The sequence below is a fragment of the Flavobacterium aquidurense genome, assembly GCF_031458035.1.
GTDB classification, from domain to species: domain Bacteria; phylum Bacteroidota; class Bacteroidia; order Flavobacteriales; family Flavobacteriaceae; genus Flavobacterium; species Flavobacterium aquidurense_C.
Map to the genome: position 1 here is coordinate 136,570 of NZ_JAVDXR010000003.1, position 20,762 is coordinate 157,331.

The 20,762-nt window shown below is 34.3% G+C and carries 16 protein-coding genes; 2 read left to right on the forward strand and 14 right to left on the reverse strand.

Features of this window, described 5'->3' with window-relative positions:
* Positions 1-104 precede the first annotated feature (104 nt).
* Positions 105-2,708, reverse strand: a complete 2,604-nt coding sequence (gene clpB / locus J2X17_RS06040) for an ATP-dependent chaperone ClpB (protein ID WP_310295645.1) — start codon at positions 2,706-2,708, stop codon at positions 105-107.
* Between the two features lie 210 nt (positions 2,709-2,918).
* Here clpB and ytxJ point away from each other — a divergent pair, with 210 nt between their 5' ends.
* Positions 2,919-3,308 (forward strand): bacillithiol system redox-active protein YtxJ, encoded by a 390-nt coding sequence (gene ytxJ, locus J2X17_RS06045; protein WP_310295647.1) that lies wholly within the window; start codon positions 2,919-2,921, stop codon positions 3,306-3,308.
* A 79-nt stretch (positions 3,309-3,387) separates the two neighbouring features.
* Here the strand turns inward: ytxJ and J2X17_RS06050 are convergent, their stop codons facing one another.
* On the reverse strand, positions 3,388-4,554 hold the full coding sequence (locus J2X17_RS06050; RefSeq protein WP_310295650.1) for a hypothetical protein: 1,167 nt from the start codon (positions 4,552-4,554) through the stop codon (positions 3,388-3,390).
* Positions 4,551-5,552, reverse strand: coding sequence for a DUF2157 domain-containing protein (locus tag J2X17_RS06055; RefSeq protein WP_310295651.1), 1,002 nt, complete (start codon positions 5,550-5,552; stop codon positions 4,551-4,553). Before J2X17_RS06055 ends, J2X17_RS06050 begins: the two co-directional genes overlap by 4 nt.
* A gap of 217 nt (positions 5,553-5,769) precedes the next feature.
* On the opposite strand from J2X17_RS06055, the gene J2X17_RS06060 reads away from it, so the two are divergent.
* On the forward strand, positions 5,770-6,810 hold the full coding sequence (locus J2X17_RS06060) for a pectate lyase family protein (protein WP_310295652.1): 1,041 nt from the start codon (positions 5,770-5,772) through the stop codon (positions 6,808-6,810).
* 79 nt (positions 6,811-6,889) lie between these two features.
* On the opposite strand, the gene argH is transcribed toward J2X17_RS06060, so the two are convergent.
* The 11 genes from argH to J2X17_RS06115 all read right to left on the reverse strand — a co-directional run bounded on the left by argH (position 6,890) and on the right by J2X17_RS06115 (position 20,648).
* Positions 6,890-8,170 (reverse strand): argininosuccinate lyase, encoded by a 1,281-nt coding sequence (argH, locus tag J2X17_RS06065; RefSeq protein ID WP_310295653.1) that lies wholly within the window; start codon positions 8,168-8,170, stop codon positions 6,890-6,892.
* A gap of 97 nt (positions 8,171-8,267) precedes the next feature.
* Positions 8,268-9,338 (reverse strand): M20 family metallo-hydrolase, encoded by a 1,071-nt coding sequence (locus J2X17_RS06070; protein WP_310295655.1) that lies wholly within the window; start codon positions 9,336-9,338, stop codon positions 8,268-8,270.
* Between the two features lie 190 nt (positions 9,339-9,528).
* A complete protein-coding gene (gene argB, locus J2X17_RS06075; protein ID WP_310295657.1) occupies positions 9,529-10,305 on the reverse strand; it encodes an acetylglutamate kinase in 777 nt (258 codons plus the stop codon).
* Between the two features lie 94 nt (positions 10,306-10,399).
* Positions 10,400-11,347, reverse strand: coding sequence for an N-acetylornithine carbamoyltransferase (locus J2X17_RS06080; protein WP_310295659.1), 948 nt, complete (start codon positions 11,345-11,347; stop codon positions 10,400-10,402).
* 148 nt (positions 11,348-11,495) lie between these two features.
* Positions 11,496-12,257 carry a glutamate 5-kinase gene (gene proB / locus J2X17_RS06085; RefSeq protein ID WP_310295661.1) on the reverse strand — a complete coding sequence of 254 codons (762 nt, stop codon included), beginning with the start codon at positions 12,255-12,257 and terminating at the stop codon, positions 11,496-11,498.
* Between the two features lie 138 nt (positions 12,258-12,395).
* The gene (locus tag J2X17_RS06090; protein ID WP_310295663.1) at positions 12,396-13,589 is read right to left on the reverse strand and encodes a glutamate-5-semialdehyde dehydrogenase; all 1,194 of its coding nucleotides are present in this window, start codon (positions 13,587-13,589) and stop codon (positions 12,396-12,398) included.
* 84 nt (positions 13,590-13,673) lie between these two features.
* Positions 13,674-14,813, reverse strand: a complete 1,140-nt coding sequence (locus J2X17_RS06095) for an aspartate aminotransferase family protein (RefSeq protein WP_310295665.1) — start codon at positions 14,811-14,813, stop codon at positions 13,674-13,676.
* A gap of 86 nt (positions 14,814-14,899) precedes the next feature.
* Complete coding sequence (gene argC, locus J2X17_RS06100; protein WP_310295667.1) at positions 14,900-15,877, reverse strand: N-acetyl-gamma-glutamyl-phosphate reductase; 978 nt, start codon at positions 15,875-15,877, stop codon at positions 14,900-14,902.
* Complete coding sequence (locus J2X17_RS06105) at positions 15,870-17,063, reverse strand: argininosuccinate synthase (RefSeq protein ID WP_310295669.1); 1,194 nt, start codon at positions 17,061-17,063, stop codon at positions 15,870-15,872. The genes argC and J2X17_RS06105 overlap by 8 nt, the downstream gene beginning before the upstream one ends.
* 65 nt (positions 17,064-17,128) lie before the next feature.
* The gene (locus tag J2X17_RS06110) at positions 17,129-17,770 is read right to left on the reverse strand and encodes a GNAT family N-acetyltransferase (protein ID WP_310295671.1); all 642 of its coding nucleotides are present in this window, start codon (positions 17,768-17,770) and stop codon (positions 17,129-17,131) included.
* Between the two features lie 607 nt (positions 17,771-18,377).
* A complete protein-coding gene (locus tag J2X17_RS06115; protein WP_310295673.1) occupies positions 18,378-20,648 on the reverse strand; it encodes a M1 family metallopeptidase in 2,271 nt (756 codons plus the stop codon).
* Positions 20,649-20,762 lie beyond the last annotated feature (114 nt).

Genomic DNA, 20,762 nt, shown 5'->3' on the forward strand with positions numbered 1-20,762 from the left:
TTTATATTACTTTCAAAAAAAGTTTCAGGATTTACGGTTCTCATTTATTTTAAAAAAAAACACCAGTTGTAAAAACTGGTGTTTAAAAATTATTTTTGTGCAAATTATGCTACTGGCTGTGATTGATTTCTGAAAACTAATTTTCCATCAAATGCATCTATCAAAATAATGCTGTCGGTACTGATTTGCCCTGCCAAAATTTCTTTCGACAATTGATTCAGCACTTCTCTCTGAATTACACGTTTTACCGGTCTTGCACCAAATTCAGGATCATAACCTTTATCTGAAAGATATTTGATTCCTTCTGGAGTTGCGTCCATTGTAATGCCTTGTAAAGCCAGCATTTTGCTAACGCTTTTCAATTGTAAACTTACAATTCTTGAAATATTGTCAACCGTTAATGGCGTAAACATTACAATTTCGTCAATACGGTTTATAAATTCCGGACGTACGGTTTGTTTCAATAAACCTAAAACTTCAACTTTTGCAGCTTCGGTTACGGCTTCGACACTTCCTTTTAAATTCTCAAATTTCTCTTGTATAATCTGACTTCCCATGTTGGATGTCATGATGATAATCGTGTTTTTGAAATCGGCCAGACGACCTTTGTTATCGGTTAATCGTCCTTCATCTAAAACCTGCAATAAAATATTGAAAGTATCCGGATGCGCTTTTTCAATCTCGTCTAACAAAATAACAGAATAAGGTTTTCTACGAACGGCTTCTGTCAATTGTCCACCTTCATCATAACCTACATATCCCGGAGGCGCACCAACTAAACGACTCACACTGTGGCGTTCCTGATACTCACTCATATCGATACGGGTCATCGCATTTTCATCATCAAAAAGATATTCTGCCAATGCTTTTGCAAGCTCTGTTTTACCAACACCGGTTGTTCCTAAAAACAAAAATGTACCAACAGGTTTTTTCATATCCTGCAAACCAGCGCGGCTTCTGCGAACAGCGTCACTCACGGCTTCAATTGCTTCTTCCTGACCTACTACTCTTCTGTGCAGTTCTTCTTCCAGATGAAGGAGTTTTTCTCTTTCGGTCTGAAGCATTTTCATTACCGGAATTCCTGTCCATTTTGCGACCACTTCGGCGATATCTTCACGTGTCACTTCTTCTTTAATCAACGAATTACCAGATTGATATTCCTGTAATTGTTTTAATAAACCATCAAGGCGTTCTTGTGCTTCTTTGATTTTTCCGTAACGAATTTCGGCTACTTTTCCATAATCACCATCACGCTCTGCACGCTCTGCTTCGTATTTAAAATCTTCAATTTCTTGTTTTACAGACTGAATTCCGTCAACAATATCCTTTTCCGATTTCCATTTGGTGTAAATTTCGTTTCGCTCTTCTTTCAGATTCGCCAAATCCATTCCTAAAATCTTCAGTTTGCTTTCTTCTTTTTCACGTTTGATGGCTTCAATTTCGATTTCCAGCTGCATGATTTTACGATCCAAAACATCTAATTCTTCTGGTTTTGAGTTGATTTCCATACGCAGTTTAGAAGCTGCTTCGTCCATCAAATCGATTGCTTTGTCCGGCAAGAAACGATTCGTAATATAACGTTGCGAAAGTTCTACAGCGGCAATAATTGCCTCATCTTTAATTTGAACTTTATGATGTGTTTCGTATTTCTCTTTGATTCCACGTAAAATCGAAATCGCACTTTCGGTATCCGGTTCATCAACTAAAACCTTTTGGAAACGACGTTCCAGAGCCTTATCTTTCTCAAAATATTTTTGATATTCGTCTAAAGTCGTTGCTCCAATCGCTCTTAATTCTCCACGAGCCAAAGCTGGTTTTAGGATATTTGCTGCATCCATGGCGCCTTCTCCTCCACCCGCGCCAACAAGTGTGTGAATCTCATCAATGAATAAAACGATATCACCTTCGGCAGCAGTAACTTCTTTTACAACTGATTTTAATCTTTCTTCGAATTCTCCTTTATACTTCGCACCGGCAATCAGCGCTCCCATATCTAAAGAGAAAACGATTTTATCTTTTAAGTTTTCAGGCACATCGCCATCAACAATTCTGTGTGCCAAACCTTCTGCAATAGCGGTTTTACCAACTCCAGGTTCACCCACTAACATTGGGTTATTTTTGGTTCTTCTGGTCAAAATTTGCAATACACGACGAATTTCTTCATCACGGCCAATTACTGGATCCAGTTTTCCTGTTCTTGCTAATTCGTTTAAGTTTTTAGCGTATTTATTTAAGGCATTATAGTTTTCTTCTGCTGAAGCTGAAGTTACTCTTTCGCCTTTTCTCAGTTCTTCAATTGTTGCTTTTAAAGCTTTTCCGGTTACACCCTGATCTTTTAATATCTGGGCAACTTTACTTTTTGAATCGAAAATAGCCAAAATTAAATGTTCGATCGAAACGTATTCGTCGTTCATTTTTTGTGCAATGATTTCGGCTTCATTCAAAGCTTTATTGGCATCTCTGGAAAGCATAATATCACCTCCGGAAACTTTTGGAAAGCTTTGTATCGTTGAATCTAATATTTGTAAAAATAATGGCACATTTACATTGAGTTTTTTCAAAATAAATGGCGCTACATTTTCGTCAACCTCAAAAATGGCCTTAAAAATGTGTTCGTTTTCTATTTGCTGTTGTCCGTATCGCTGCGCCAATTGCTGTGAAAGCTGAATGGCTTCCTGCGATTTGGTTGTAAATTTATTTATGTTCATATTATATGTTTTAGTAAGGTTTGATTTTCAGTTAAATAATCGATACCATTAAAATTTGAATTTATTGAATCCGCTTTTTAATTTTAAATGGTGTAATTTTGCTAAAGAACTTTCAAATTATATTCCATTAAAAAAATACAGACAAATTGACATTAAAAACCGCTTTTTAGGTAATTTTTAACGACAAAAAGTCATAAACACCATCAAAACATGAGTTTTTTAAATTCTATCTTCGGAAATTCAGACAATTCTGAGTCACAAAAAAGCAATGTGAACTGGATTCCTCTTACAAATTTAGCACAGTTAAATGATATAGAGAACATGTCAAATGTTAAGCCTATTGTAATTTTTAAGCATAGCACGAGATGCAGCATAAGTCGTTTTGCTTTGAAACAATTTGAAAGAGAATATGATTTAGATGAAAATGTCGATGCGTTCTTTTTAGATTTGATTGAGTATCGCGACATTTCAAATGAAATTGCCAATAAATTTGGTGTTTACCACGAATCACCACAGCTTATCTTAATTAAAAACGGAAAAGCGATTTATGATGTTTCGCACAGTGATATTGATGCCGGCGCCTTGAAAAGCAAAGTATAATTTTTTTTGCCACAGATTAAGTGATTAAAAATGATTTTTTTTAATCTTTGAAATCCTTTAATCTGTGGCAACTTTTTTTCTAAAAACTTCCTTCCGAACCTCCTCCGCTAAAGCCTCCTCCTCCAAATTCCATTGGAGAACTTTCTGGTTTTGCTACTGGTTTCATTCCGAAAGCTGAAGCTACAATCAAGGCTTCTGCGTTTAAAAATACATTTGAAGTATTGATTCTGTCTGGTTTAAATGTCAATCCCGTTTCCTTATCTTTTAATTTCTTGATTGAAAAATACGCTATTGCGAATAAAACAACTCCACCGAGCGTTAACGCAACTTCTATTGGTAAAACGGAATAATAAAATCGGATGGTATAAATTGAAAAACCAATCGCTAAAAAACTGATCCAAAGCATGATTCTGTCTTTTGTTTTTAAAGCCTGAACCAAATAAACAGCTGGTACAAGAGCCGTAAAAGCGTAAAAGAAAAAAGCAAACGGAATATCTTCTCCAGGAAGAACTTCATTTTCTAAAACCATTACAGAAAGTTCTCTTACTACCAAATAATTACAAGAAAGATAAAAAAGAATTAAACAGAAACTATTGGCTAACAAAAAACCTTTGTAATAATAACTTTCAGTAAGACTCTGAATTGCTTTTTTAGTAAAAAAATAAAACCCGGCAGCAAACAACATTGTTACAAAAGGCAAAATTGCTTTTCCTGTTTCACCAAATTCAAACAATCCATAAAAAAGAACAGCTGATGATGCGATGCAAAAAACCAGTAAAGATGGCAAATGCAGGTATCGTATATACATTACGAATGCCGCGATTGCCATGAAAATAGCAATGATTAATTCGTATCCTTCAGTAGTAATTCCGATAGCAAAACCGACGTTTAAAATTGCTCCTAAAATAAAAGCATCATCTAAACCGTGTTGGTAATATTTTTGCTTGGCTAGAGATTCTGCTCCTGCAAAACCAACTCCTGCAAATATATAACAGCAGATATTGAAGTATACGTTATCTCCTGCCAGTCCAATCAATGAAATCGCGCCACATATTGATCCATACAAAAAAGATCCTAATAAAAAGAATCCCAAACGCACCAGAATATTCTTTTGAGTGTGAAAATCCGACAACTCTTTTTTTATTAAATCTCTCTGCTCTTTACTTATAAAACCAGCATTTTTTAAAGAATTTGCTTCTTCCAGTAAAGCCAAATCATCTAATAATTGTTTATCATGTGCTATCATTCGGCTATTTCTTTATGGAAGTTTTTAATTAGTTTAATAAACATTATTATCGACCCAATACAATAAATAGGTGATGCTAAAATAATTAAGGTCCAAATATCAGAGAAGTCTATCAAATCTAAAATTCGAAAGAAGAATATATTTAAACTTATATAAGCGTAAACAATCATAAAAACATATAAGGACATTGCCTTAATTTCATAACTCTCTTTATAAAAATAATAAGATGAAGCGGTCAGAACCAATCCAAAAAGCACCCAAATACCATCATAACTGTAATCATCTGTCATATTACTTATAGAAGCAATACTAATTAAATGCAAAGCAAAAGTGAGATAGATGAGATTAAAATGAGTTTTTAAATTAATTCGTGAACTATAGATGGTGTATAAAATAAGTAGTCCTCCCAAGATAATGGCCGAATAACTCAGATTTGGATTGGAATAAAAATCATTATGCAGTAAATCCTGAGGCGTAACCGAAAGTCCTACATAAGCAGCTGTACCTGTAATTGCAATCGTTAAAACACTTTTATTGTCGAAATAATAAGCACAGAAAAAACTGATTATTGTTGGCACCAAAGTTGCTAATCCATAATGTGTTCCGAATGGTTTGTATTGAAATTGAAGATAACCTATGAAGATACAAGTAAGGATATTGGCTGCTAAAACCAAATATTCTATAACCGGATTTTCAAACGTAGTTTCCGTTTTTTGAAATCCTTTAGAATTTTTAAAACAGTAATAAAAGCAAATGACAATCACGATGAGCAATATCGAAAGTAATGCAATATGCCCAATGGTATCGATATTTTTGTAAATTAAAATTCCGATTCCGGACGTAAACAGCAAAACTGACAGATATAGAAATAATTTCAGTTCTGCGTTTAATGAAAAGATATTCAGACTTCGATAAGCCGTTATTTCCTGATATTGGTTTTCAGTGATTAAACTTTTATCTCGCAGTAATTTTGCAGCCGAATCATCAAATTTGTTCATAATTTATATTTAAATAGCATCCCAAAAATAGTCTTTTTTTTGAGTTATGAAAGCTTTATTTGTACAGAAAATCTTTCTTATTTTTAATTTAAAAAGTATAGAAAACATTCAAAACATAATATTTTTAATAAAAATAATTACGATTAAAATTTATTAATTACATTCGTGTAATCGATTACATTAAACCACTTTACTTTATCTTAAACAAAACAAAAAAATGAAAAAACTATTTTTAATGATTTTCGTGCTTGGTCTGACCAGCCTTTCTGCACAAAATTATTGTATGTCCGCACCAGAAGGATTTGGTGCTGGAGCAACTGGCGGCGGAACTGTAACTCCCGTAACTGTATCTACTTATGCCGATTTAAATGCAAAGTTAAAACTTACCACGCCGCAGGTAATTCTGGTTTCAGGAACCATCAACTGTTCTTTTACCAGCATATTAGTTGCTAATAAAACTTTAATCGGTCTTCCCGGAGCACGATTGGTAAACACAAATCAAACCGCAGAAGGATCAGGTATTCTAAGTTTAAAACCTGGTTCAGACAATATAATTATCAGAAATTTAATCTTTGAAGGACCAGGAGCTTATGATGTTGACGGCCACGACAACCTAACATCGGAGGCTACAAATATTTGGGTAGATCATTGCGAATTTCAAGACGGAATGGATGGCAATTTTGACAACAAAGGTACTGCCGATAATATTACCATTTCGTGGTGCAAATTTACTTATCTAAAAGCTCCAAAAGCCGGTGGCTCTGGCGGTGCCGATGATCATCGCTTCTCCGATTTAGTAGGTTCTAATAAAAGTAATGCTCCTGCAGATGGACACTATAGTGTTACTTTTAAAAATTGCTATTGGGCCGAAGGCTGCAGGGAACGTATGCCACGTGCCAGAAATGCTGAACTTCATATTCTAAATTGCTATTACAATACGTCTTTGAAAAATTCATTGGCTATTGGCATCGGCGGTGGCGATAAAAATTCTACCTGTTATGTTGAAGGAAGTGATTTTGCCAGAATTGGCAAACCATTTAAAGACTACATCAGTACTGACGGGGGAAAAGTTGATGTTGTGTTTTTTAAATGTCTAAAAGCTCCGGCTAACTTTGGAACAGGGGTTTCAAAACCTTCTTATACCTACACTACTTTACCTGTTTCAGATGTTGAGAAATATGTTGCGAACAAATCTTGTGGGGCTGGCGCTACACTGCAGGTTTCTGCAACCGGATTGTTTTCTACATCTTGCAAATAAGTATAACAGAATCATTTATAAATAAAAAACCGATTTGTTCACAAGACAAATCGGTTTTTTATTTTAAATCGAATAGCTTTTAGAAAGCTTCTTTCATTTTATTTTTGATGGCATCTAAACATAAATTGTTGATACTACCTTCGTGTGTATGTTTTGTTTCTTTTGGAGATTGGTATGTTCCTGCTTCCAATTGTTCTGCAACGGCTTTGTAAGCATCTCTAAATGGCATTCCGGCAACAACCATTTCGTTTAAAGTATCAACGGTAAACAAATAATCGTATTTTTTATCTTTTAAAATATTGTCTTTTACTGTGATATCTTTTACTGAGAAAATCGCAATATCCAAACACGCTTTCAAGTTTTGAAGTGCTGGAAACAAACCTTCTTTTAAAAGCTGTAAATCTCTGTGATAACCACTTGGAAGATTATTTGTAATTAAGGTAATTTCGTATGGAAGCGCCTGAATTTTATTGCATTTTCCTCTGATTAATTCGAAAACATCCGGATTTTTCTTATGAGGCATAATACTAGAACCTGTTGTAAGATGTGCCGGCAGACTGATAAAATCAAAGTTCTGGCTCATATACAAACAAACGTCCATCGCAAATTTTGATAACGTTGCCGCAACACTGCTCATTGCAAATGCTACTGTTTTCTCTGCTTTTCCGCGGCTCATTTGTGCCGCAACTGCATTAAATTTCAAGGTTTCGAATCCTAATTCCTGCGTTGTAAATGTTCTGTTGATTGGAAACGAACTTCCGTAACCTGCAGCGGATCCTAATGGATTTTGATCTACCACTTTCGAAGCTGCATTTAGCATTGTAACATCATCAATTAAACTTTCGGCGTAAGCAGAAAACCACATTCCGAATGACGATGGCATCGCAATTTGCAAGTGTGTATATCCTGGCAATAGAACATTTTGGTGTTTTTCTGCAGATTCCATCAATAAATCGAACAATGTTTTTACCTGTTCTTTTATTGTTTTTAATTCATCTTTCAAATACAAATGAACATCAACTAAAACCTGATCATTACGGGAACGTGCAGTATGGATTTTCTTTCCGGCATCGCCTAGTTTTACGGTCAATAAATATTCTATTTTAGAATGTACATCTTCAAAACTGTCTTCGATTTCAAAATTTCCCACAACGATATCAGCAATAATGTCGTTTAATGCATCAACTAAAGAAGTTGTTTCTTCTTCAGTCAACAATCCAATTTGACCAAGCATTTTGGCATGTGCGATTGAACCTAAAGCATCGTATTTTGCGAGAACCAAATCCAGTTCACGGTCGTTTCCAACGGTGAAATGTTCGATTTGTTTGTCTGTTGGTATTCCTTTTTCCCAAAGTTTCATAGGTGATATTTTTAGATCCTATTACGGTTAGTTTTCCGCCACGAATTCACGAATTAATTTTAAAATAATTCGTGAATTCGTGGCGGTTTTTCTTTTCTTATAATTTAAAGAAATCGCTTAGTATTTTGATATACAAGTCGATTCCTTCTTCAATTTCATTTACAAAAATAAATTCGTCCGCTGAATGTGAACGCAGTGTTTCGCCTGGTCCTAATTTTAAAGACTGACAGCTTAAAACCGATTGATCTGAAAGGGTTGGCGAGCCGTAAGTGGTTCTTCCCAAAGCGATTCCGGCTTGAACCAAACCATGTGCAATTGGAATAGACGATGCGTTTAAATGCATTGATCTTGGTGTTACTTCGGCATTTACATTTGCTTTCACCACTTCAAGAATTTCAGTATTTGAATAACAATCGTTTACACGAATATCAACCACCAAATCACATTCTGACGGGACAACATTGTGCTGTTTTCCTGCGCTAATTTGCGTTACGGTCATTTTTACAGGACCTAAAACATCAGAGATTTTGTCGAATTTATAGTTTTTAAACCATTCCATTACTGGAATTGATTTGTATAATGAATTATCGTCGTTTTGATGCGCGGCGTGGCTTGCAGTTCCTTTTACTTTTACATCCAAAACCAATAAACCTTTTTCGGCAACTGCCAATTGCATTAAAGTTGGTTCACCAACAATTGCGCAATCTAGCTCTGGTAAATGTTTCAAAACGCTGTTTAAACCGTTTTTACCGCTGCTTTCTTCTTCGGCGGAAGCCACAATTACCAAATTATGTGACAAACTTTGATTTTCATAAAAATGAACGAAAGTTGCTAATAACGAAACTAAACATCCTCCTGCATCATTACTTCCTAAACCAAATAATTTTCCGTCTTTTTCTATTGCTTTAAACGGATCGTTAGTGTACGCCTGATTTGGCTTCACCGTATCATGGTGCGAATTCAGTAAAAGTGTTGGTTTATTTTCGTCGAAATATTTATTGAAAGCCCACACGTTATTGTTTTCTCTTTTAAAAGGAATCTCATTTTGATTAAACCAGTTTTCTATTAGAAGAGCCGTTTGATCTTCTTCACTAGAAAATGAAGGGGTTTCAATTAAGTTTCTTAATAGTTGTATGGCTTCTTTGGTAAGCGTTTCTATATTCTTCATAAGTGTGTTTTCTCTGCCACGAAGGCTCGAAGTCACAAAGTTTTTATTAAATCTGTGACATTTTTAATTTGCGCAAATTTCTTAAATTATTATTTAAAACACCTTCCGCACTTCTATTTTTTTGCCACAGATTAAAAGAATTTTCACAGATTTTTTTAATCTTTTTAATCTATTAATCTGTGGCTATAACTTATAACGTAATTGTTGTGTGCAATACATTCGGGTTTTGCAACATTTTATGATGTCCGATTTTGATTTTCTGAACTCCTCTAGACAAACTGTTGAAACAATTATCCAATTTTGGAATCATTCCGGAATGGATTACTTTTTCTTCTTTTAACTTATTATACAACGCTTCATTTATTTCTGTAATTACAGATGAATCATCTTCTGAATCCTGCAAAACTCCTTGTTTTTCAAAGCAATACGTCAACGTAACATCAAAAACTTCAGATAAGGCAATTGATAATTCGCTTGCAATGGTATCGGCATTTGTGTTTAATAATTGTCCATTTTTATCGTGTGTAATGGCACAGAAAACAGGTACAATTCCGTTTTCAAGCAACGTTTCCAATAAAGTTGTATTTACCTTTTTTACATCGCCTACAAAGCCGTAATCAATTGTTGGATGGTTTCTTTTAGCTGACTGAATTAAATTCCCGTCAGCACCTGAAAATCCCATTGCATTATTATTTTTTGCCTGTAATTGTGCAACAACATCTTTATTGATTTGTCCGGCATATATCATCACTACAACATCTAACATTGGAGCATCTGTAATTCGGCGACCGTCAACCATTTGAGGTACTAAACCTATACTTTGAGCCATTTTTGTAGCCGATTTTCCACCGCCGTGCACCAATACTTTATATCCTTCTATTTTAGAAAAATCGGTTAAAAATTGCTCTAATTCTGTTGGATTATCAATGATATTTCCACCAATTTTTATTACGGTAACTTTCTTCATGAGGTTCAAAGGTTCAGAGGAACAAAGGGACAAAGTTTAGATCCAGTGTATAAAACCTCTGAACCTTTGTGACTTTGTGCCTTTGCACCTTAATTTACAATTTCTTCAAAATCTTCTGTAAAACTAATTGTGCTGAATACGTTCTGTTATTCGCTTGCTGAATTACAATTGAATTTTCGCTGTCGATAACTTCATCACTTACAATTACGTTACGACGAACTGGCAAACAGTGCATGAATTTACCATTGTTTGTTAACGCCATTTTTTCAGCGGTAACGGTCCAATTGGGGTCGATGTTGGTTACTTTTCCGTAATCGTTGAAGTTGCTCCAGTTTTTTACGTAGACAAAATCGGCATTTTCAAAAGCTTTGTTCTGATCGTATTCGATTTTACAATCTTTTGTAATTTCAGGGCTCAATTCGTAACCTTCAGGATGTGTGATTACAAAATCCATGTCTTTTTGCATTTGCATCATTTCTACAAACGAATTGGCAACCGCCTGAGGTAACGCTTTTGGATGAGGCGCCCACGAAAGAACAACTTTTGGTTTGTGTTTCGTTTTGTATTCTTCCATCGTAATAGCATCTGCCAAAGACTGCAATGGGTGACGAACCGCGCTTTCCATATTTACGATTGGCACCGTTGCGTGTTTTAAAAATCCTGAAATTACTGTCTCGGCATAATCTTTTTCTTTATCTGCCAAACCTGCAAAAGCACGAATTGCGATAATATCACAATATTGAGAAACTACTTCGGCAGCTTCTTTAATATGCTCTGAAGCACCGGAATCCATAATTGCTCCGTCTTCAAATTCTAAGGTCCAGCCTTCGTTAGTGAAATTCATTACCATAACGTTCATTCCTAAGTTTAAAGCAGCTTTCTGAGTACTCAAACGCGTTCTTAAACTTGGGTTGAAGAATAGCATTCCTAAAGTCTTGTTCTTTCCTAAACTTTGATTTTTAAGCGGATTCTTTTTGATTTTTAATGCGCTTTTTACCCATTTTGATAATGAGTTGATATCTTGAATTGAAATATAATTCATCTTTTTTAGTTTAATCGGTTAATCGTTTTTTTTGTTTAATCGGCTTGCCAATTAAACAAATCAAACTTATATCTTTTTTAAAAAATAGTTTTTCTGTTTGTTTCTTCTTAATCGATTAAACGATTAACATATAAACAGTTAAACAATTCTAAACTATTCTGGTAAACGGAATTTCTTCCTTTAATGCTTTTAAAATAAAATTATCATTTAATCCGTTGACGATCCAGGTTTCGATGTTTGCTGCTTTTGCGATTCCGGCTGCTTCTATTTTTGACTGCATTCCGCCTGTTCCGTGTGATGATTTTGATTCTCCGATTTCTTTTTCTAAAACCTGTAGATCATTTACTAATTTAATTGTTTCCGGATTTTCATCGTGAATGGAATCTTTCGTGTAAATACCATTTGTATTGGTCGCAATAATCAGAATATCTACATTTAAAAGAACTGCTGTCAACGCCGCTAATTTGTCATTATCTCCAAACCGAATCTCATCTGTGGCAACAGTATCATTTTCATTGATAATCGGAATGTAATTGTTTTCCACCAAAACATTAATGGTATTGACAATGTTCACTTTGGATTGCTGTTTTTCAAAATCAGAATAAGACAATAAACACTGTGATGTCAATAAACCTAAATCACTGAAATTTTCATGGAAAATCCGCATTAAATGGGGTTGACCTATTGATGCTAAAGCTTGTTTCAATGCGATTTCTTTGCCTTTACTTTCTAGCTTTACAAATTGTTTGGCGGCGGCGATTGCTCCTGAACTCACAATTACAAATTCGTAATCTTTATTCAAAGCGGCAATCTGCATCCCAATATCTTCAATCTTTCCCCGCGAAATATGGTTGGTTTCCTTGGTTAAAGTATTACTTCCTATTTTTAATAAAATCCTTTTTTTGCTCATCTAATTATTTTTAACCGCAAAGGGCGCAAGGTTTTTTTATATTGTTTGTGTTTACAAACGATAAGTTCGCAAAGCTTTGTCTTTAATAATTTCCAAATTATCTAATTGTCAAATTATCTAATTGTCAAATTATCTCAATTATCTAATTTGTCCTTCTCCGTAAACGTACCATTTGTTTGTTACCAAATGCTGAAGGCCGATTGGTCCTCTTTGATGCAGTTTATCTGTGCTTATCGCTAATTCTCCGCCTAAACCAAATTGTCCGCCGTCTGTAAAACGTGTTGACGCATTGTGATAAACTGCTGCGGCATCAATAGATTCCATAAATTGCTTTGCCTTTTTTTCGTCTCTTGTAATAATAGCTGCCGAATGTCCTCCACAATATTTGTTAATTTTTTCAATTGCATGTTCTTCAGAATCAATTGTTCCAATGACAATTTTATAATCCAAAAATTCTTCATACCAAATATCTTCATTTTGAAGTGTTTCTGTATTTTCGAAATTTTCTAATGATTTATCAACAATAATTTCAACTTTAGATTCCGTTAAAGCTTCAATTAACATTGCTGTAAAACCTTCGAAATTAGGTAATCTTGAATCTATTAAAACTTTATCCAAAGCATTACAGGCTGAAATTTTAGAAGTTTTAGCATTTAAAATTACTTTTAAAGCCAAATCTGTATCGGCATTTTCATGAACGTAAACAAAATTGTTTCCACGACCGCTAACAATTACCGGACAAGTGGCGTGCTGTTTGACAAACTCAATTAATTTCTCTCCTCCCCTCGGAACAATTAAATCTACCTTTTGAGTTGGTTTTTCTAAGAAAGCCTGAGTTTCTGTACGATTGTAATTCAGATATTCAACCCAGTCTTTCGAAACTCCATTTTCTTCTAAAGCCTGATGCCATAAAGCAACAATCTTTAAATTTGATCTTAAAGATTCTTTTCCTCCCTTTAATAAAATCTTATTTCCGGATTTAAAAGCGATTCCACCAGCTTCAATCGTAACATCCGGACGAGATTCGTAAATAATTAAAATCGTTCCGAATGCGGCCGTTTTATTAATGACCTTAATTCCATTATCATGAACAAAATGAAAACGCTCCACTCCAACAGGATCTTCCTGAGAAGCCAGTTGGTTCAATGATAAAATCATCTCATCGACTTTTTTATCATCTACTTTCAAACGTTCTTCCATCGCTAAATCTGAGCCATCATAAGCCAATAAATCTTCCTGATTAGTTAGAATGATTTGATTCCGCTCCCGCTCGACCAGCTTTGCCATAGAACGCAAAACGAGATTGCGTTTTTCAATTGATAATGGATTCATTTTTTTGGTTTAATTGGTTAATCGTTAATTTGTTTAATCGATTAACCAGTTAAACGATTAAACGAATTAAAAGTATATGGTAACTTAATTTTTAAGTTCTTCTAAACTTTCTTTTAGAGCCACAATAAAAGTATCAATGTCTGATTTTTTCACTGTCAATGGTGGTAAAATTCTCAATAGATTTTTATTGTTTGCGCTTCCTGTAAAAATATGTTTCTCGATAATCAGTTTCTTTCTTAAAGCAGAAACATCAAAATCAAATTCAACTCCAAGCATTAATCCTTTTCCTTTTACTTGTTTGATTCCAGGAACTTGTTTGATTTGTTCTGCGAAATAAGCCGAAACTTCGTTTACGTTATCAATCAATTTTAATTTTTCAATTACATCTAAAACTGCAATTCCTGCAGCACATGATAAATGGCTTCCGCCGAATGTAGTTCCTAATAATCCGAAACTTGCTTCAAATTTTGGCGAAATCAAAATCGCTCCAACCGGAAAACCGTTCCCCATTCCTTTTGCAACAGAAATAATATCTGCGTTGATTCCGTGATGCTGGAATGCGAAAAATTTTCCGCTTCTTCCGTAACCTGACTGTACTTCATCCAAAATCAAAACAACATCATGTTTTTTACACGCTTTTTCCAAAGCCTGAAAAAATTCTGTTGTTCCCTGATCTAAACCTCCAACTCCTTGAATTCCTTCAATGATTACTGCAGTAACATCTCCTTTTGCAAGTTCAGTTTCAACTAATTCAATTTGGTTTAGAGGTAAAAAAGTAACTACTTGCTGTGCATTAATTGGCGCAACAATCTTTTTATTGTCCGTAACCGCAACTGCAGCCGAAGTTCTTCCGTGGAAAGAATTATCAAAAGCAACAACTCTTGATTTTCCATTATGGAAAGAAGCTAATTTTAAAGCATTTTCGTTTGCTTCAGCTCCAGAACTGCATAAAAATAGTTCGTAATCTTCTAATCCTGAAAGTTTTCCCAATTTCTGAGCTAATTCAACCTGTAAAGGATTCTGAATTGCATTCGAATAAAATCCTAAGTGATCTAATTGATTTTTTAGTTTTTCAACATAATCAGGTTGCGTATGGCCAATCGAAATTACACCATGCCCGCTATATAAGTCTAAATATTCCACTCCGTTATTGTCTGTAATGGTACAGTCTACTGCTTTTACAGGCGTTATGTCATAAAGTGGGTATACGTTAAATAAATTCATCTTTTTTAGTTTTTGGTTGATTGTTGATAGTTGTTGGTTTAAGTTCGATGTTCTATTAACTATAAACCAACAACTATCAACTAAAATTAAAATCCGCTTGGTTTCAAATGTAAACCCGTGGTTTCTTCTAATCCGAACATTAAATTCATGTTTTGAATTGCTTGTCCTGAAGCACCTTTGGTTAAGTTGTCAATGATTGAGGTAACTAAAATCCGGTTTCCTTTTTTCATTAAACTGATGATACATTTGTTGGTTTGAACGACTTGTTTCATATTGATATTTGTCGTTGTCACCGTTACAAACGGTTCGTTTTTATAGAATTCCTCGTATTTAGCAACGGTTTGTTCCAGACTTTCGTCTGAAGATGTATATAAGGTTGCGAAAATTCCTCTTGGAAAATCTCCTCTATTAGGAATAAAAAGCAATTCACTTTCGAAATCATCCTGCAGCTGAACCAAACTTTCTGAGATTTCTCCTAAATGCTGGTGTTCAAAAGCTTTATAATGCGACATATTATTGTTTCTCCAGCTAAAATGTGAAGTTTCTGACAGTCCTACCCCTGCGCCCGTACTTCCTGTCGTAGCATTGATATGAACATCATTATTTAATAAATTATGCTTAGCCAAAGGCAATAAAGCCAACTGAATAGCTGTAGCGAAACAACCTGGGTTTGCAATATAATTTGCTTTTTTGATATCTGATTTATTCAATTCCGGTAAACCGTAAATGAAATCTTTTCCTTCAAAGTGAGCATCTTTATTCAATCTAAAATCATTTCCTAAATCGATGATTTTAGTATGTCCGGCAAATTGATTTTCCTTCAAAAATGAAATTGATTTTCCGTGTCCTAAACATAAAAACACAACATTTACATCTGGATTGATGGTGTCAGTAAAATTCATTTCAATATCCCCCATCAAATCGTGGTGTGCCACAGAAAGCGGTTTCCCAGAATTGGTTGTGCTGTAAACAAAATCAATATTTACATTCGGGTGATACATTAAAATTCTGATAAGTTCACCGGCCGTGTAGCCCGAACCACCAATTATTCCGACATTAATCATGATCTAAATGATTTACAGATGAAAATATGTTTTGGGCATTTCCTAAAATCTTAATAAATCCTTTTGCATCATCAGACGTCCACGCGTTGTTCATTTCTCCATATTGACCAAAACCAGTGTTCATTAAATCATTGTCAGATTCAATTCCGTCAAGCGAAAAATGATATGGTTTTAGAGAAACAATTACAACACCATTTACTGTTTTTTGTGTGTCTTGCAAAAACGTTTCGATGTTTCTCATTACAGGATCTAAAAATTGACCTTCGTGAAATAACATTCCGTACCAGTTTCCTAATTGCTCTTTCCAGTATTGCTGCCATTTACCAAGCGTGTGTTTCTCTAATAAATGATGTGCTTTGATGATGATTAAAGGAGCAGCAGCCTCAAAACCAACTCTTCCTTTAATTCCGATAATCGTATCACCTACGTGAATATCTCTTCCAATTGCAAAAGCATTTGCCAGTTTTTCAAGAGCAACAATATTATTAGACGGTTTATCCATTATACCGTTCAATCCAACTAATTCCCCTTGCTCAAAATGCAATCTTACTTTCTCTTCTCCTTCTTTTTGCAATTGCGAAGGATATGCATCACTTGGCAATGGCTGACTTGAAGTTAATGTTTCTTTTCCTCCAACGCTTGTTCCCCACAGTCCTTTATTGATCGAATATTGCGCTTTTTCCCAAGAATAATGTACTCCGTTTTGAGCCAAATAATCTACTTCTTCTTGTCTTGAAAGTTTCAAATCTCTAATTGGTGTGATAATTTCGATTTCCGGAGCAATAGTTTGGAAAATCAAATCAAAACGAATTTGATCATTTCCTGCACCCGTACTTCCGTGTGCGATGGCGCTTGCTCCTACTTTTTTAGCATATTTTATAGCTTCAATAGCCTGAAAAACACGCTCTGCACTCACTGATAACGGGTAAGTATTGTTTTTTAATACATTTCCGAAAATCAAATATTTTATAGCTTTATCATAATACTTATCTACGATGGTTAAGTTCGCGTGTTGTGCACTTCCTAATTCGTAGGCTCTTTTTTCAATTGCTGATAATTCTTCAGCATCAAATCCTCCTGTATCTACAAGTACGGTATGAACTTCGTATCCTTTTTCATTTTTTAAATATTTCAAACAATACGAGGTATCTAATCCTCCACTATAAGCTAATACAACTTTTTTCATTTTTTATAATTTAAGCCAATACTTTCGTATTCAGCAAGTTTGAGATTTCTTTTCTATTGGTATTTTTAAGGTAAAAAAATAAAAGACAGAATTTTGTTTAAAAACAACGCTTGTTTTATTTTCTTTAATCTATTCAAAACGACTTCATTAAATGGGTGTCTTGGCGGATCTTTTGGTTTGTCTTTTGGATCATACAACATTCCTGTACATAAGCACATCTTATTTTCTTTACTTTTTAAGATTTCGTAATTTGTACACGTTTTACAACCTGACCAAAAACTTGGATCTGTTGTAAGTTCTGAAAATGGTACAGGTTTATAACCCAAATCAGAGTTGATTTTCATTACAGCTAAACCAGTTGTAATTCCGAATATTTTGGCGTCCGGATATTTTTGCAATGAATAATCAAAAACCTTTGATTTTATCTTTTTGGCTAAGCCTAAATTTCTATAATCAGGGTGTACAATTAAACCAGAGTGCGCCACGAATTTTCCGTGCTGCCAACTTTCGATATAACAAAAACCTGCAAATTTTCCATCTGCCAGAGCAATCATCGCATCACCGTTCGACATTTTTTTCTGAATGTATTCAGGAGTTCTTTTAGCAATCCCTGTCCCTCTTAGCAAGGCAGATGATTCTATTGTATCGCAAATTTCCTGTGCGAATTTGAAGTGTTCTTCCTGAGTAACAACAATAGAGATTTTCATTTCAATAGTTGAAGTTAGAGTTAAAAATTAAAACGTATTGTTTACTTTGAAATCCAGAAATCAATCCAATAAAATTACGCAAAATAGAAGTAACATTCTCAAAATCAAATTGTTGATTTAGAAAATTTACAAAATAATAAATACTTTTAGGATATGCTTGTCCAAAGGACAAATTGTGTGATTTCAAAATGAAAAATGAATATAAATAAATACGCGGCGAAAAACTCTGTGAATACTATAGAGATAGCATCCGTACTTCGGGAGAAGTAGCAGGTGAGTTTGTCCGTGACAAAGAAGTTATATGTAAACTTATTTTATTCATCGGTTGCAAAAGTACACTATTTTTTAATTCACAAAACAAAAAATACAAATTCTAACATTTTTTTAGCTTAATGTTATTTTTTTAAAGGTACTGAGATACTGAGACACTAAGGCTCTGAGGTTTTTCAAAATTTAAACAACCCTTGAACTTAAAACTTAAAACCTTAAACTTAAAACCTTAAACTTGAAACCTGAAACTTGAAACCTGAAACTTGAAACCTGAAAAAGAAAAAACCCGATAGCTGCGATTAACTATCGGATTTTCAAATTATTATTATTCTTAATCCTAGTTCTTAGTAAACGGAATAACTTTTCCATTACCTAAAACAATCATATCAAATCCTGTTTTAGCTTCATTGAATTTGAATTTTAAACCGGCTCTTTTTGACTGAAAAGTATCTTTTTCTCCAGCAACTGGTTCAACAGAAAATTTAGGGTAATTAGTAATTTCAGCACTTAAAACACTATTTTTCTCTGTAAATTCAATTTTTAATGGCGCATTTGCAGTCGAATAATTCCCCAGATATCCATCTAAAATAACATCTTTCTCTACAACGCTTTTTCCTAATGTCCAAACATTATTGCTTTCATTATAGTCTGGAAATACATGATCAGGATCTAATGTAATGCTTTCTATTTCTTCCGTAGAATTATGTTTGAAAGACCATGAATTATTACGTTGCCAAATTTCAACAGGTAATTTAACTCTGGTTACTTTTCCACTTTTAGTTTTAACATCCAAAATGATTGGCATTGGCATTTTATCGAAATTTTCAACTGTAATCACAACTCCTTTTGAAGGATCATTTTTTACATATTTAATAGAATTAATACCTTGATCGAACCTCCAGTTATTCACAAACCAGCTTCTCCAAAACCAGCTTAAGTCTTCTCCGGCAACATTTTCAATTGTTCTGAAAAAGTCATCAGGAGTTGGGTGTTTGTAAGCCCAGCGCTCAACATAAGTACGCAAAGCTTTATCAAAACGCTCCTCACCCAAAACCTGCTCTCTTAAAATTGTTAATCCTGCACTTGGTTTTGAGTAACATAAAACACCAATATTAGCCTCCTTCATGTTGTCAGGAGAACTCATAATAGTCTCTAATTTCGGGTTTGTATAATATTCTACATCTTCATGAAGATCAGCAGGTTTCTGTTTGTACTCTCCATTATTAAAATCATAAGAACTCACAGAGTTGATAAAAGTGTTAAATCCTTCATCCATCCATGCAAACAGACGCTCATTAGATCCAACAATCATTGGAAACCAAATGTGTCCGAATTCGTGATCTGTAACTCCCCATAAATCATCTCCTTTAGATTTCCATCCGCAAAATACAATTCCGGGATATTCCATACCGCCTTCATTTCCTGCTACATTTGTTGCTGCAGGATAAGGATATTCAAACCATCTTTTTGAATAATTTTCGATTGATGATTTTACATATTCTGTAGAACGACTATAAGCATCATTACCGGCACTTTCTACCGGGTAAGCTGATAAGGCCAATGATTTTTTACCACTAGGAAGGTTAATTTTTGCTCCGTCTAAAATAAAAGCAGGAGACGATGCCCAAGAAAAATCACGTGCATTTTTAATTTGATAATGCCATGTTTTTTCTGCAGTCGCATTAGTATTTGCTGTTGCTGTAACTTCTTCAGCAGAACGAATCATAACAGTTTTATCACTTTGAGAAGCCTCTTTGTAACGCTTAAATTGTTCAGCAGACAATACTTCTGTACCATTTAGTAATTCACCTGATGCAACCACATAATGATTAGCAGGTACCGTAAGTTTTACATCAAAATTACCATATTCTAAATAAAATTCAGAAGCTCCTAAGTATGGCGCAGTATTCCAGCCTCTTACATCATCATACACACACATGCGTGGGTACCATTGTGCAATTGTGAAAATTTTGCCGTTTTTAGTTTCTAAAACTCCCATTCTGTCTGATCCTTCGAAAGGAGCGATAAATGAAAATTCGATTTTAATTTTTACAGAACCTCCTTTTGAAGCTAATTCCTGTGGAAGAAAAATTTGCATTCTTGTATCAGTAACAATGTATTTTACATCTGTTTCCGTTTTAGTCTTTCCTCCTGAAATTACTTTTACAGATTTAATTTTATTTCCTCCATCAAATACTTGACCTTGTGCTCCATTACGACTTCCTGACAAAGGAACAACTGCATTTCCTCTTGAATCTTCCTTGAATAAATTTTGATCTAAGTTTAACCAAACAAAGGATAATTTATCAGGACTATTATTAGTATAAGTTATTTCATCTGTACCAATAATTTCATTTTTCTGAGCATTTAATTTTGCCGTTATCTGATAATCAGCTCTATTTTGCCAATATTCAACTCCTGGCTGACCACTCGCAGAACGAGTTCCTGTACCATTTTTTGTGTAAAAATGTGGTGCAAAAGCATCATGATAATTATAATTATTAACTGGGGTTCCTGCTGTTGAAGATGGCGTTTGTTGCGCCCAAACAGAAGAAAACCCTACAAACAAAGCCATGGTTAAAAGGGCTCTAGAGGATTGTTTTTTCATATTTTTTAGCTGTTTATGTAGCAAATTAATGAAAAAAAAAGCTATTTACAGAGAAAAGTTTAAGCTAATATGCACATTTAGCAAAATTTTATCAAAAAAATAATTTAAACGTTT

Excerpts from the sequence above, each read along its gene's own strand:
- J2X17_RS06095 (WP_310295665.1), bottom strand. The coding sequence starts at position 14,813 with ATGAATTTATTTAACGTATACCCACTTTATGACATAACGCCTGTAAAA.
- J2X17_RS06090 (WP_310295663.1), bottom strand. The coding sequence starts at position 13,589 with ATGAATCCATTATCAATTGAAAAACGCAATCTCGTTTTGCGTTCTATG.
- J2X17_RS06050 (WP_310295650.1), bottom strand. The coding sequence starts at position 4,554 with ATGATAGCACATGATAAACAATTATTAGATGATTTGGCTTTACTGGAA.
- J2X17_RS06110 (WP_310295671.1), bottom strand. The coding sequence starts at position 17,770 with ATGAAAATCTCTATTGTTGTTACTCAGGAAGAACACTTCAAATTCGCA.
- J2X17_RS06115 (WP_310295673.1), bottom strand. The coding sequence starts at position 20,648 with ATGAAAAAACAATCCTCTAGAGCCCTTTTAACCATGGCTTTGTTTGTA.
- J2X17_RS06080 (WP_310295659.1), bottom strand. The coding sequence starts at position 11,347 with ATGAATTATATTTCAATTCAAGATATCAACTCATTATCAAAATGGGTA.
- argC (WP_310295667.1), bottom strand. The coding sequence starts at position 15,877 with ATGATTAATGTCGGAATAATTGGTGGTTCGGGCTACACGGCCGGTGAA.
- proB (WP_310295661.1), bottom strand. The coding sequence starts at position 12,257 with ATGAGCAAAAAAAGGATTTTATTAAAAATAGGAAGTAATACTTTAACC.
- ytxJ (WP_310295647.1), top strand. The coding sequence starts at position 2,919 with ATGAGTTTTTTAAATTCTATCTTCGGAAATTCAGACAATTCTGAGTCA.
- argB (WP_310295657.1), bottom strand. The coding sequence starts at position 10,305 with ATGAAGAAAGTTACCGTAATAAAAATTGGTGGAAATATCATTGATAAT.
- J2X17_RS06070 (WP_310295655.1), bottom strand. The coding sequence starts at position 9,338 with ATGAAGAATATAGAAACGCTTACCAAAGAAGCCATACAACTATTAAGA.
- clpB (WP_310295645.1), bottom strand. The coding sequence starts at position 2,708 with ATGAACATAAATAAATTTACAACCAAATCGCAGGAAGCCATTCAGCTT.
- J2X17_RS06060 (WP_310295652.1), top strand. The coding sequence starts at position 5,770 with ATGAAAAAACTATTTTTAATGATTTTCGTGCTTGGTCTGACCAGCCTT.
- argH (WP_310295653.1), bottom strand. The coding sequence starts at position 8,170 with ATGAAACTTTGGGAAAAAGGAATACCAACAGACAAACAAATCGAACAT.
- J2X17_RS06105 (WP_310295669.1), bottom strand. The coding sequence starts at position 17,063 with ATGAAAAAAGTTGTATTAGCTTATAGTGGAGGATTAGATACCTCGTAT.
- J2X17_RS06055 (WP_310295651.1), bottom strand. The coding sequence starts at position 5,552 with ATGAACAAATTTGATGATTCGGCTGCAAAATTACTGCGAGATAAAAGT.